The sequence below is a fragment of the Bacillus sp. FJAT-26390 genome (assembly GCF_001682865.1).
GTDB lineage: Bacteria > Bacillota > Bacilli > Paenibacillales > Paenibacillaceae > Pristimantibacillus.
Map to the genome: position 1 here is coordinate 860998 of NZ_MAQX01000022.1, position 14917 is coordinate 875914.

A 14917-nucleotide genomic window follows, 5' to 3' on the forward strand; every position below is an offset into this window, starting at 1 on the left:
TAAAAGAGGCGATTCCCCTCCAAATCGGACAAAATGAAAGGATTAACGGGAGAAAATCCATCTAACTTCTATTTTTACCCCGAATTGCTACAAATAACGGGAGCTTTTCCCGTTAATGATGAACAAGCTGCAGCTTCTCCTTCGGAGAGGCTGCTTTTTTTTATGATCGTAAGCGAAGCTGTTTATTTGGGGCGTGCCTGTACAATTAGCTGGAAAAAGGCGAATAAACGTAATAAATTTATATCTTCTTATAAAAATGAAGCTTGAAATCATAAATATTTTAACCTTTCTGCGGAATGAGATATTTTCAAATGCGGACTCTAAGCCCTATGATCGTGATGTAAATATGAAACGCTTACATTCGAGGGAGACACGGAAAGGAGTAATCGATTGAGTCAGGTAACATTAACAACTAGCAAGGATTATCAAACGCGCAAATCAAGAAGAGGCTTTTTTCATGAGCTGTGGAAAAACGGTTGGTACTATATGATGGCTCTGCCCGGCATATTGTTTTTTTTAACGTTCAGCTATATGCCGCTGCCAGGGTTAATCATTGCATTTAAAGATTACAACTTTCTCGAAGGCATGTTCGGCAGCAGCTGGGTCGGGCTCGATAACTTCAAGTTTTTCTTCAACGGGGAGTACGCATGGCGAACAACGTTCAACACGCTGTTTATCAATGCAAACTACATTGTTTTCGGGACGTTTTTTGCCGTTGCCTTTGCCTTGCTATTAAATGAACTAAGAAACGGCTTGCTTAAGCGGCTGTACCAAAGCCTTATGTTTTTGCCCTTTTTCTTCTCCGCAATTGTAGTGGGGAACTTCGTTTACTTAGTCTTCAGCACCAAATACGGCATCGCAAATCAGCTGCTTGAGGCGCTGAACCGGACATCAGTCGATTGGTATTCGAGCGCGCAGTACTGGGTTTCGATATTAGTCGGCGTATTTATTTGGAAAAATACCGGTTATGCCGTGGTCATGTATTTGGCTACGATCGTTGGCATCGACCATGAGCTGTACGAGGCAGCGGCTCTTGACGGCGCAGGGAGATGGCATAAAATCCGCTATATTACGCTGCCGTTATTAGTGCCGACCATTATTATTCTTACGCTGCTGTCGGTGGGCAAAATGTTTTATGGCGATTTTCAAACGATTTACTCCATCGTCGGCGATAACGGGCTGCTCTTTGCAACCACGGATGTAATCGATACCTATGTGTTCAGAGCGGTTAAATCGGTAGGCGATATCAGCATGCCGGCTGCTGTGGGGCTTTATCAATCGGTATGCGGATTTATTACGGTTGCCGTCTGCAACTGGGCGGTAAAAAAATATAACGATGACAGTTCATTGTTTTAGATAGGGGTGGAGTAGTGAACAACCAAAGCGGAAGAGTAGCGCAAATGCTATTCCATATCATCATTTTCGCGTTTTGTATTTTTACGACGATTCCATTTATTCTCACCATCATAGTATCGGTCACGAATGAGAATTCGATAGTCAAGCACGGCTATCGCTTCTTCCCGGAAGCGTTCTCGCTGGATGCGTACCGGCTGATCTTCTCCAGCAGCGAGATCTACAATGCCTATACGATTTCCATCGTTGTAACGGTTTTAGGCACAGCGCTCAGCCTATTGATTACAGCACTGCTCGCTTACGCCATAGCGGTTCAAAAGGTGAAATATAGAAATGCGATCGCGCTGCTCGTCTTTATCCCGATGATTTTTAACGCGGGGCTTGTGCCATGGTATATCTTCATTACGAAGTACTTGCATTTGAAGGACTCGATACTTGCTTTGATCCTGCCGATGCTGGTGAGCCCGTTTAACGTATTTTTGGTGCGAAACTATTTTAAATCATTGCCGCCGGCGCTTATCGAATCGGCAGAGATGGAGGGTGCGAGCCCGCCTTATATTTTCGCAAAAATCATCCTTCCTCTGTCAGCGCCTATTACGGCTACCATCGCTCTATTCTACGCTTTGGCGTATTGGAATGACTGGAATCTAGCGTTATGGCTAATTGATAGCCGTGAATTATATCCGCTCCAATTCATGCTGTTCAAAATTCAGTCGATGATTAACTACATGAGCTCCGGCGGCAATTTTGGCGTAGGCAGCAGTACGATGCCCTCGGATTCCGCCCAAATGGCGATGGTGCTCGTTACGATCGGGCCAATTGTCCTTGTATATCCTTTTGTGCAGAAATATTTCATTAAAGGGATTATGATCGGAGCAGTGAAGGGTTAGGTTGTTTCCTAGCAATAGGTTCAGCATAAAGAGAAAAAACGAAAACAAATTGGGAGGTAGTCTTTTGAAAAAAGTACAGATTAGAGCAACGGGTGTCGTCTTGGTTCTCATTTTATTGTTCAGCATGCTTGCTGCATGCTCCAAAGAGGAGGGCGGCAATAAACAAACGAACGCGCCAAAAGGGGATACGGCAGAAGCTACGAATAAAGGGGAAGGCCAAGCGCCTGAAGCTTCAGCAGAAGCGCCAAAAGCAGGAGGCACCGTAAAAATCGTGCTGCCGGGCGATCAGCCGAAGGATATGGCGGGCGTTCAAAAGGCGATGGAGGCGAAGCTGCAAGCCGATGGGCTTAACATTAAGCTAGAGTTCACGTATTTCCCTTGGGACCAATATTCAAACAAGCTTAATCTGATCGCAGCATCCGGCGAGGACTATGATATGGCTTGGACGCATGTCAGCTGGTTGTCGCAAATTACGGCCAAAAATGTCATCATTCCGCTTAATGATCTACTGGATGAGCAGGGTCATCAACTGAAAGAGAGCGTACCTGCCGCCAGCTTCATGAGCGCTTCCATCGATAACAAAATCTATGGCATACCTACGCTTGTTCCGACTGCAGAGAACAATAACTTCTTCGTTATCCGCGGTGATTTAAGAGAGAAATACAACTTGGCCCCAATCAAAAGCTTGGCTGATTTTGAGGCTTATCTGGATACGATTAAAAAGAATGAACCCGATATGGTGCCGATTGCCAATGATAACAACCGTGGGCTCTTCCGTGAATTCGGCGACGTCTACCTGCCTATTGGCGATAACGGCGCAGGCCCGGCGTACATTGACCCGGCAGATCCGAATCTAGAGGTCAAAAGCTTTTATGAGTCTGATATTTTCAGAAAAATAGTAGAAACGAAGCGGAAATGGTACTTGAATGGATGGATGCCGAAGGATGCGCAGGAAATTAAAGATTCCGAATCCGCTCTGAACAACGGCAAAATCGGCGCGACATGGTCGAATGTTCTTAAAACCTCAGAGCGTATAGACACGTTTAAGAAAACGCTTCCGGACGGAAAGCTGGAGGACGTATTTCTAAATCCGGAAAAACCGAAATATGTTTTTGACGCTGCTGCGAATCTATTGTCTATTTTCTCAACCAGCAAAAACAGCGAAGGCGCTATGGCCTTCATTAACTGGTTCAGAAGCAACCAAGAAAACTATGATTTATTTTCCTACGGCGTCAAGGACGTGAACTATAAGCTGGATGGCGCTGCGGTTTCGGTTGACGGCATTGCGGAGAATTCGACTTACAATCAAGTGTACTGGGCATGGGATGATATCAGGCTGAAGCATTTCAGCAAAAATGTGGATCCAAGCTACATCGAGAACTTGAAGGTATGGGATAACGATTCTATCGTTGCGCCAACGCTTGGCTTCCGCTTTAACGCCGATCCGGTAAAATCGGAAATCGCTCAAATCGACGCGGTGGGGCAAGAGTATGTAGGTGCCGCTTACTCTGGATTCATCGAGTATGATAAGTTTTACCCTGAATTCCAGAGAAAGCTGAAGTCTGCGGGAATTGATAAAGTAATCGCCGAGGTGCAGAAGCAGCTTAACGATTTTATAGCAAACAAAGCGAAATAATCATGCAATCCATAGCTGTGACCTATTGATATAAAGGGGGGGAAACTCGTGAAGCGAAGAGGTAGGAAGCTGCTTTATCTCTTTTTAAGCTTGGTCATTATTGCGAGTAGTTTTGTTTCAATCAGTCCGCAGTCAAACCGCGTATCGGCAGCTGCGAATCCAGCGAATCTGGCATTAGGGAAAACGGTAACGGCCAGCAGCTCGCTCTCGCAGCATTCGCCAAGCTATATGGTAGATGGATCGATGGATACGATGTGGTCGACCAGTGATACGGGCTGGCAAACAAGCCCGATTACGGATGAGTGGGCGATTGTGGATCTTGGCGAAAGCTACGCGATTTCAAGGTGGGTCGTCAAGAGCGGTGCCGACGGCGCGCTGATAACCAGTGACTATCAGCTGGAGTACAGCACGGATACGGATAACGGGCCATGGATAACCGCCGATGCGGTGACGGCAAATACGAACCGGTTCACAGACCGTTTACTGGATCAAGCTGTGAATGCAAGGTATGTTCGCCTCCATGTAACAAAAAAAACGTCGGATGGCGTAGACTGGCCGGCAGTCAGAATTGGCGAGTTCGAGCTGTATGAAGCAGCAGCCGCCGAAATTCCCGTATTAAGCGCGGCTCCGGCCTCCGGCACTGTAGCGAAAGGCACAAAGGTAACGCTAACCAGCTCGGTAGCGGCCGCTTCGATTTATTATACGACTGACGGCAGCGACCCAACATCCTCATCAAGCAGGCTGCTTTACAACGAGCCGCTTACGATTGACAGCGACATCACCATTAAAGCGGCAGCAATTGATGAATTAGGCAGCGGCATCAGCGACATACAAACGTTGACCTATCAAATACCGAAGGATGCTGTAAAGGGAAACCTAGCGCTAGGCAAGAGTGTATCGGCGAGCAGCTTCCTCCCGCAGCATTCGCCAAGCTACATGACAGATGGTTCCATGGATACGATGTGGTCGACCAGCGATACGGGCTGGCAATCAAGTCCGTATACCGATGAATGGGCGGTTGTAGACCTTGGCGAAAGCTATGCGATTTCCCGTTGGATCGTCAAGCATGCGGCGACTGGAAACCTCACGACGAGGGATTTCCAGCTGGAGTATAGCACGGGGAATGGGAACGGGCCTTGGCAAGCCGCGGATTCGGTTACGAACAATACGGCTCACATCACGGACCGAATGCTTGCCGATTCGATTCAAGCGAGGTATGTTCGCCTTCACGTCACGAAAAAGTCGGAGGAAGGATCGGATTGGCCGGCTGTCAGGATCGGCGAGCTGGAGCTTTACTCGGAATCGGCCATAGTACCGCAGTTAACGGCATCTCCAGGATCTGGCCAGGTGATCAAAGGCAAGAAGATTACGCTCAACAGCACGCTGGCTTCCGCCGCCATCTACTATACGGTTGACGGCAGCGACCCAACGACTTCGAATAGTAGATTGCGTTATTCAGAGCCGCTAACGATTAATAGCAATGTCAGCTTGAAGGTAGTAGCCATCGATGAGCTAGGCGGCGGAGTAAGCGACATACAATCGCTGACCTATACGCTTCCAACGGAAGATATATCGATGTATCCGAATTTAGCGCGCGGAGCGACGGCAACGATGACGGTTGAAGCCGGGTGGGGCAATGTAGCAGGGCGCGCCATTGACGGCAACTTTTCAACCTATGCCCAGCCCGAGAAAGCGGGCGTATGGGATCTGATCGTTGACCTTGGCAGCATTCAGGCTGTCAATTACGCGGTGCTTCGCAAAAATCCCGACCATCAAAATTATATTACGCAATTTACGATAGACGTTTCGGACAATGGCACCGATTGGTCGACGGTTGTCACCGAAAACAGCAATACGGACCAAGAGGATAAGTATTACAAATTCCCGGTACAAAATACACGGTTCGTGAGATTGCATCAGCTAGCTAACATAGGTCTCGCAGCTGCGGTTTGGGAGTTTGAGCTGTACAACACATCCAATGCGTATCCGGTTCAAGCAGACGTGTCCGCCAAAGCAGTAGCTGAAGGGACGCGGGTTGGCTTACATTCGGTGGAGCCTGGCGCTTCAATCTATTACACGACCGATGGCAGCGACCCATTAATCTCGGAAACGAAGCAGCTTTATACAGATAAGATTGCGCTTGCTGCTGCTTCTATCGATTCGATTCTCACGCTAAAAGCGTATGCGAAGGTTGAGGGGAAGGCGGATAGCTTAGTCCGATCATTCTCTTATCAGGTAATCGCGATAGCAGCCAGCCCTGAAGCTGGAATCGTAGATGAGCATACAGCCGTAGCCTTATCCAGCTCGGTTGCAGGCGCAGAAATCTATTATACAACCGATGGAACAGAGCCGATCGCCTCGGCATCGAAGCAGCTTTATTCGAATCCGATTATCATTACGAAGGATATGGTGATTAGAGCGTACGTCAGCGAAGGAGGAAAGCACAGCACAGTCATCAATTTCCCATACAGCATTGGCAATGCAGAGTCCAATGTTGCGATTGGGAAGGCGGCAACTGCTTCCTCTGAAGAGAGTGCAAATGGTGCTTCTAAGGCCGTTGATGGAAATGCGGAAACGGCATGGGCAGCGAATACGACAAGCAAAGGGCAATGGCTTCAGGTTGATTTAGGCGGAGATTATGAATTGACCGGCACAGCGGTAACTTGGAGAGACAACAAAAACTACAAGTACAAAATCGAAGTGTCATCGGATTCCATAAACTGGTATCCGGCTGTCGATCAAACGGCTGCAGAGGATCGGGAGCAAGTAAGAACGGATCGTTTTCTTGATGCAGCAAGGCGGTATGTTCGGATAACCATTACCGATTTTGAGCTTGGCAGCAAAGCGGCTATCGCAGAGTTTGAGGTGCTCGGTTATCCAAGCGAAGCGATGCCGACGGTACCTGTCGGGCCATCGACTAACGGATGGGCAAGGCCAGTAATCGCTCCTTTGCCTGACTCCGTCATAGGCGTACAGAATCCAATTATTAATCTCGGCGGGACATGGAATTTTACGCAAACGCCTGAACAGGGCTTTTGGAAAAACAGCGTAGAGCCGTCGGCTTGGCCGGATGCGAAAGTGCCTGCGAACCTAGAGGTCCTCGGCTTCGATATTCGCGGCAAGCAGGGCGGGGACTGGTTCCCTGACCGCAATATCGAGAATGTATACAAGAAATCCGTCCCGATCCCGCAGGACTATCAAGGCCAAAAGGTTATGCTGCGGTTCGAAGCGGCGTTTAATGTCGCTAGAATTTGGGTGAACGGACAGCTGGTTCGAGTGCATCGAGGCGGATTTACGACCTTTGATTGCGATATCACAGACTATGTGACGCCCGGCGAGAGCGCATGGGTAACAGTAGGCATTACCGCTGAGAAAGGTTTCGTCGAGTACCAGCATGTTCGCGGCTTAACTGGCGAAGTGAAGCTGTTCGCCCTTCCGGTCAATTACCTGACCCGCTTGCATGCGGAGACGCTCTTTGATGATTCGTATACCGATGCGATGTTGAAAGTTTCTGCCGGAATGATTTTTGGCAGCGACCTAGCGTCAGGTTCCCAAGTTGAACTTACCCTTATTGATCCGGATGGCGAGCTCGTGCCGATCGAGCCAGGCGGCATCAGCTTGGATGCAGAGCACCCTGATCATACGATCAGCATTCCGGTTAGCAGTCCCGAGAAGTGGGATGCGGAGCATCCGAACCTTTATAAGCTGATTGCCAATGTAAAGGTTGGCGGAGAGATCGTACAGACGGTTACCAGGAAGATCGGCTTCCGCTCGATTAAAATTGTTGGCAATAAGATGCTTGTAAACGGCAAGGAGGTTAAGCTTCGGGGAGTCAATTGGCATCAATCCTCGCCGAGCGTTGGCGTTGCTGCCGATCCTGAGCATGATAAGGAATCGCTGCGGAAGCTGAAGGACGCGAATGTCAACTATATCCGTACCTCCCACTGGCCGCAAGCTGAATATGTGCTGGATTATGCGGATGAGCTCGGCTTGTATGTGGAGCAAGAAAATTCCGTCATGTTCATCAATGATTCCCGTTTGAACGATGCCCATTATTTGAGTTATTTCATGGGCCAATTCTCGGAGACCATCGAGAAGGACCGCAGCCATCCAAGCATTGTCATTTGGTCGCTTGAGAACGAGAGCGGCTGGGGAAGCAACGTGGCAGCTACCCATGATTATGTAAAGGCGATTGATCCGACGCGCGTCGTCAAATCCAGTTTCGGGTACAACGCACCAAGCCAGTACAATGATCTGTTTAGCGTTCATTACGTCGATAACAGCTTAAAGCTTGGCGGTCTTGATAAGCCGGAAATCGTCGATGAATACGCCCATTTGTACGTGTATTACGAAGACTGGTTTAATGCGGATCCTTCGTTCGAGGATTTTTATGGCGAGGGAATCAAGCGCCTGTGGGATAATATCTATCACTCAGAGGGGGCGCTTGGAGGCGCGATCTGGCACTCGAGGGACCTGACCACCTATTGCGAGACGGCCGTATGCGGCTTCAGAGCCGAATGGGGAATTATGGATTCTTGGAATCGGGAGAAGCCGGAGTATTGGAACGTGAAGAAGGCGTATTCGCCGATCCGCATTAACGCCAGCTCCTTGCCGAATCCGGGGGCGAGAAATCCGCTCAGCATCGAGGTTGAGAACAGGTATAACCATACCAATTTAAATGAGATTAAGGTCGAGTGGACAGCAGGAAACCAATCGGGCACTTTAAGCGGCCCTTCTATTGAGCCGATGTCCAGCGGGCATTTGATGATCCCGGCTAGAGCATGGAAGCTTGGCGACATTGTAGGCTTGAAGTTTTATCAAAGCGATCGCAACAAGACCAATCGTTTGGTGGATGCGTATAATCTGACGATCGGCGAGAAGAGCTTCCACTTTACAGGCGCACAGGGCAATGCTCCGGCAATCAAGAGCGATAGCGATGCGCTCACGCTTACGGGGCAAGACTTCAAGCTGGTCTTCAGCAAAGCGACGGGCATGATTCAGGAAGGGACGTATAAAGGAGAAACGATTATTACCGGCGGACCTTATCTGAATATGGGCTTCACTTCCAAGCTTGGGCCATGGACGTTTTCGAGCATCAATAGTACATCTACCGATAGCGAGGCTAATGTAACTATCGCTGGCAGCTATGGGCAGACAGCCGTTGTATTCACGCTAGCCGTTGATGGCAGCGGGCTGATCTCGACAACATATTCCGTTACTCATTTGCCTTCGGCTTATGACACCATCGGCGTTGCCTTCGATATCGCAGCCAAAGCAGATCGGATCACATGGGACCGCAGCGGGCTTTGGTCGGCTTACCCAGAGGATCAGATTGGCAGAAACACGGGAACGGCGTACAAAGCAAGAGGCGAAGGCGATGAACAATACGGCGTGAAGCCGACATGGGCATGGTCGAAGGATGAGAAAAACTTCAGCAAATATGGCAAGGATGATCCCGGGCAGCGCGGGACGGCAGACTTTGTTGCCTCCAAAAACAATTTCAACTTTGCTTCGCTGATATTGGGAGATACGGGCAAACGGATTACCGCGCAGGGAGACGGCCATGGTTCGGTAAAAAGCTCGGTTAACGCCGATGGAACGATTCGTTTCGAAATCAATTCGATATGGTCGCATCCCGCAGCTTTCCCGGGCTGGGTGGAAGCCAACTCCATCAGCAAGCCGATCACTTTAGCAGCCGCGTATACGAACACCGTTACCGTGAAGCTGGATGACCAGGATGATTACACCGTTAGCTATGCCGATGCTCCAACCTATCTAACCGACCTGAACTGGGCATCCGCGACGACAGGCTGGGGATACCTTAAAAAAGATTCAAGCATTCAAGGGAATGTATTGACCTTATTCGACGGCATGGGAAGCAAGTCTTATAAGCATGGTCTAGGCACGCATTCGAATTCGGAATTCATTTACAACATCGATGGAAAGGGCTATGAAAGCTTTGAAGCCTTCGTAGGCGTCGATCAAGAAAGCGGCGCCGGCAAAGTGACCTTCGAAGTCTGGGCAGATGGGCAGAAGCTGTTTGACAGCGATATGATGGACAGCCGCACGGCAGCCAAGAAGGTTAACGTAAACATCGCCGGCAAGCGTGAGCTTAAGCTGATCGTAACGGATGGCGGAAACGGCACAGCTAACGATAATGCCGATTGGGCGGATGCCAAATTGTTTAAGCGGCCCGTCGTCGTGGCTCCTAGCTCAGAGGCCGCGCTTAGCAGCATAACGGTTAATAATCAAGCGCTTGCTGCTTTCGAAAGCAATAAGCTGTCGTACGATGTGGCGCTGCCGGCTGGAACGCAAACGGTGCCGCTCGTTACGGCTGTTGCGACGGATAGCGAGGCGACAGTCAAGGTCATTCCGGCAGCGTCGCTGCCTGGAACAACTTCGATTGAGGTGCTGGCTGAGGATGGGGTTACGAAGCTTGCTTATGCGATCCATTTCACCGTGACGCCGACCAAACCCGATCCAGGAACGGAAACGCCGACAAGCGGAGACAATGGATTAAGCGGCGGCAGCAAGGAACAGCAGATCGTATCTGCGCTTCAAGTCAGCAATGGCAAAGCTGTAATAGCCATGCAGACAGGTGTGAAGGAAGTGCTGATTCCGCTTCAGGTGAAGGAGCTTAACGATCTCGATAGGCTCATATTCAAAGGTGATGAGCTAACGCTAGAGCTGCCTAAAAAAGTAATTGGACAGCTGATTGAGTTAGCTGCTAGCCAGAAGCAGCCGTATATTTCCTTCGCATTTACGAAGCTGGCGCCAACAGAGGTTGATCGTTTGCTTAAGGAGGCTTCGAGCAAAGCACATGCTGTTATTACGTCAGCGGGTCAACTATTTGAATTGTCATTAGCCGTTACCGGTCTCGATCATGCGGCGCTTAAGCAGCTGACTGCCTTTGCCGAGCCAATTACGCTAAGTCTATCAGCGTCTGAAGGCGGCGACAGCCATCTGAACGCGATCTATAATGTGAAGGGAAATGGCGAGCTAGAGCATCAACGAAGCAAACGGATTAACGGTAAATTAGAGGCGCAAATCAATCATTTTAGTGTCTATGGCGTACTCTCGTATAAGAAATCGTTCATTGATGTTCCAAGCCATTATTGGGCAGCAAACGTCATTGAGAAAATGGTCGCCCAAGGTGTCGTCACCGGCGTGAATGCGACAGAGTTTGCTCCGCAAGCGAAAGTAACCCGTGCGCAGTTTATCACGATGCTGGTTCGCGCTTTAGGCTTGCAAACGACCGGAACCACGTCCTTTACGGATTTGGAGAAGGGCGCTTGGTACGAGTCGGCGGTAGTAACCGCTTACAACGCAGGAATTGCGACAGGCAGAAGCTCGACCCGCTTTGCCCCTCATGAGACGATAACGCGCGAAGAAATGGCCGTAATGATCGTTCGCGCTTACGAGGTGAAGACGGGCAGCAAAGCTTCAGCAGCAAAGCCAAATTCCTTTGCGGATGATAAGCTGATCCACGAATGGGCGAGGAGCTCCGTAAATGCGGCATTTGAACTAGGCATTCTTCAAGGCGCAGGCGGAAATCGGTTCCAGCCGCAAGGATTGGCTACGCGAGCTGAAAGTGTTCAGGCGATTGCCAAACTAGTCGATTAAAGCAGAGTCGGATGAATCAAACCGGAAGCGCTGGACCTCTTCTTTAAAGCGAAGATGAAGTCCAAGCGCTTTTGGATTTGACCGGTTAGCCGGGGGATTTATGATAAGCGGACAAAGTTGATCTTGACGTTTTTTCCAGTTAAAGAGTATATTCATCATGCGGCGATGGTTATTTTTAACGAATTATGTAAACGGTTACAAAAATAAAGGACAGGGATGATTCGATGTTGAAGCCTTTAAAGCAGCGCGGGAGTTTCTTAAGTCGAATAATCGTTGCAAACGTAGTTATTTTTGTTTTATCGATCATTGTGCTATCCGTTCTGAACTACGGTAACAATACCCGAATTATTGATCAGCATACCTCGCTGATGTACAAACGCTTGCTCACGCAAACCGACTATAACATTGAAGCCTTATACGAGCGCGTCTTTCAAATTGGGGAGCAGCTTCTGAATGATACGGAGGTAGTAAAAGGACTCTTCTCCAATGAGCTAAGCCCGGTCGACTCGATGAAGGTTGCAAGCAAGCTTAACGATGTCGTAAACGCGAACAAATACATTAATTCCGTGTATCTCTATAATGGCGAGAAGGAGCGGTTTATTCATACCATCCGCAGGGACGTATCCATTCAAACGATCGATAAAGAAGCGCCGGCCTTAATCGAGGTTCGGAAGCAAATGCAGAAAATGATCTTTTTACCGCATAAGCAAAGCTATGTCTATGAATCCAAAGCGTATGACAACAACATTCTTTCGTTAATTTTTACGTATTCCGGCGGCAATAATGGCTATGCCATCTTCATTAACTTAGAGCTGAACGCGATCTTGGATCTCTTTAATAAAATGGGCAACTCCGCATATTCAAACTTCATAATTGTAGATAAAAGTGGGTTGAATATTATTAACGGCTCGAAGCCGGATTTATTCCTGCACGATACAAGTGATCAAGACTATATCGACAAGGTTATCCATGCAGCTGCCAAATCAGACCACTTCATAGGTTCTGTTGATGGCGAAAAGTCGCTGGTCACCTACGTTTACAACGATAAATTGGAATGGTATCTCATCAATACGACAAGCTATTCGTATTTGGCGAAGGATAATCTTCAAGTGCTCCAAAACATCATTTTGATATCCGTCATCATTCTCGTATTAAGCATTGCGGCGACCGTCCTGCTTACGAACAAAATTTACACCCCCTTTGGCAGAGTCGTGAAAATGATCAAGTTCAGCCATCCCGCGGTCCCTGCTGAAGATAACTACGATGATGTTGAATATGTGAGCGATGTGTTCAAGGGGCTTATCCAGAAAGTAACGACGCTGGAGGATTCGGCCGTCAAGGACCGCAATCGGCTGCGGGATGCTTTTCTTCGAGATTGGCTGAATGGGGAAGGGCGGGTGGATGAAGCCGAGCTAGCTTTGAATTTCAGCAAGCTTAACGTTCAAATTAGGCCGAGTGATCTTCGGGTGCTCTTATTGGTCATGGAAGGGCAAACCGAGAGTGCCGAGCTTGAGGAGGAGCAGCCGGATCTTAGAATGAACTTCGTAGCGGATGCGATGGTTGAGCTTGCCCTGCGAATATTTACGGAGCATGGCGAACTGGAAAAAATAGATACGGGGAGCCATTCCTTCGTGTTCATTTTGAATGATTTTGATGGAAGCAACGTCGAGGCCAAAATAGGCGAGTTTGTGTATCAGGTAGAGAAATTAATGAGCTTTCGATTAAAAATCGGGGTTGGCATCCGGGCAAGCAGCATGCAAGAGCTGTCTAAGTCGTATGAGACGGCCAAAGATGCGCTTAATTACATGTTTGTCGTCAGCGACGAAAATGTGTATGACTACGAAAACATTCAAGCCCAAATTCGCAAGCAGGCACATTATCCTGTGAAGCTGGAGCAAACGTTAATCAACCAATTGAAGCTAAATGATAGAAGAGCCTCAGAAGAAACGGTAGAAGCTTTGTTCGGAGAGCTGAAGCATTATGCCATTAAGGACAGCTATGCGACTTTAAAGCAGCTCGGTTCGAGCATTGATCATGAGTTTAACGATATCGTAGACTTTGCTCCGCTATGCAAGCGTTATGAGCAGCAGTCCTTGGCTCGCGTTATTGAAGGCTTGATTTATTTTGAGCGCTTACATCGATTCTTTTTGGAGCTTGTTGATTACATTATTCAAGATTTGAAGAGCAATCGGTACAGGGACAGCAAAGAAATCGTTAAAAATGCTTGCGAATATATTCAGCAGCAGTACCGCAAGGGCGATCTCTCTGCCGATGCCGTGGCTGCTGCGCTTAACATTTCGGTTCCTTATTTCAGCAAACTGTTCAATGAGAACATGAGAATGACTTTCTCCGCTTATGTTACGAATCTCCGTCTGAGCGAGGCGGAGTCGCTGCTGCTGCACACGCCGCTTCGGATCAAGGAAATTAGCGAGAACATCGGGTTTTTGAATAGCACTTATTTTATTACGGTGTTTAAGAAGAAGCATGGCGTGTCTCCGAATCAGTACCGGCAGATGAAGCGGGCAAACTAAGCGAGTAAATGCTAGTGCCGAAGATATGCATACTTTTGCGGATCGAATGAGAAGTAAATAAGCTTCCCCCCCATTATGATAATGACAAGGCAAGATCACATATGTGGAGGGGATTATGATGGCAAACGCAACACTATCCGAGCAAGAGGTTCAATTTTATAAACAGAATGGATATGCGCTCCATAAGAAACAGTTATTCAGCCAAGAGAAAATGGCAGAGCTGTCCGCCATATTCGAAGAGCAATGGGAGCTTGTCGGCAGAAGGCTGAACAGCGAGCTGGATACGCCGCATTTCCGCGATGAGCGCCTGCTGAAGTTCCTCTTAAGCGATGAGGTGCTCGATATGGTTGAACCGCTGATTGGGCCTAATATCGGGCTTTGGTCAAGCCACTTCATTTGCAAGGAACCGCTGATCGGCAAGCAAACGCCTTGGCATGAGGATTCCGCTTATTGGAACGGCCGCCTCAGCAACTTTGACAACATCGTGACCGTATGGCTGGCAATCGATCGCAGCTCGAAGGAAAATGGCTGCATGCGCGTCATTCCCGGCACGCATAATAACGGGTTTTCCGAATACGAAGAGGTTGACGGAAACCAGAACATTTTTAATACCGAAATTAAAAACACGGATGAATCAAAAGCCGTTTACTTCGAGCTTGAGCCGGGCGAGTGCTCCTTGCATGATTCCCGCATTATCCACGGGGCAGCAGCCAATACGAGTCCATTCCGCCGCTGCGGCTATACGATGCGCTATTTCTCGACAGAAGCACAAGTATATACCGAGAAAAACCAAAATCATAAAATATGGCTCGCAAGAGGCAAGGATATAGCAGGCAATCCATTCACAAATGTATAATGAATAAAGGCTAGAAGGAGCTGCACTT

Annotated in this window: 6 protein-coding genes; all 6 read left to right on the plus strand. The window is 48.5% G+C overall.

What is annotated here, in order from left to right; translation table 11 throughout:
* The first annotated feature begins 390 nt into the window (after positions 1-390).
* The 6 genes from A7975_RS20530 (at position 391) to A7975_RS20555 (ending at position 14889) form a co-directional block, all read left to right on the plus strand.
* Positions 391-1356 (plus strand): ABC transporter permease, encoded by a 966-nt coding sequence (locus tag A7975_RS20530; RefSeq protein ID WP_255314399.1) that lies wholly within the window; start codon positions 391-393, stop codon positions 1354-1356.
* A gap of 14 nt (positions 1357-1370) precedes the next feature.
* Positions 1371-2243: a carbohydrate ABC transporter permease gene (locus tag A7975_RS20535; protein ID WP_141680364.1), complete on the plus strand. Its 873-nt coding sequence runs from the start codon at positions 1371-1373 to the stop codon at positions 2241-2243.
* A 64-nt stretch (positions 2244-2307) separates the two neighbouring features.
* Positions 2308-3879: an ABC transporter substrate-binding protein gene (locus tag A7975_RS20540; protein ID WP_065386322.1), complete on the plus strand. Its 1572-nt coding sequence runs from the start codon at positions 2308-2310 to the stop codon at positions 3877-3879.
* Between the two features lie 48 nt (positions 3880-3927).
* Complete coding sequence (locus A7975_RS20545; RefSeq protein ID WP_065386323.1) at positions 3928-11502, plus strand: glycoside hydrolase family 2; 7575 nt, start codon at positions 3928-3930, stop codon at positions 11500-11502.
* 224 nt (positions 11503-11726) lie between these two features.
* Entirely contained in the window at positions 11727-14033 is a 2307-nt protein-coding gene (locus A7975_RS20550; RefSeq protein WP_065386324.1) for a helix-turn-helix domain-containing protein, read from the plus strand.
* Between the two features lie 115 nt (positions 14034-14148).
* Positions 14149-14889 (plus strand): phytanoyl-CoA dioxygenase family protein, encoded by a 741-nt coding sequence (locus tag A7975_RS20555; protein ID WP_053375103.1) that lies wholly within the window; start codon positions 14149-14151, stop codon positions 14887-14889.
* The last annotated feature ends 28 nt before the right edge of the window (positions 14890-14917 follow it).

What these genes read in the sequence shown, in the direction of transcription:
- A7975_RS20550 (WP_065386324.1), top strand. Translation starts at nt 11,727, where the DNA reads ATGTTGAAGCCTTTAAAGCAGCGCGGGAGTTTCTTAAGTCGAATAATC.
- A7975_RS20555 (WP_053375103.1), top strand. Translation starts at nt 14,149, where the DNA reads ATGATGGCAAACGCAACACTATCCGAGCAAGAGGTTCAATTTTATAAA.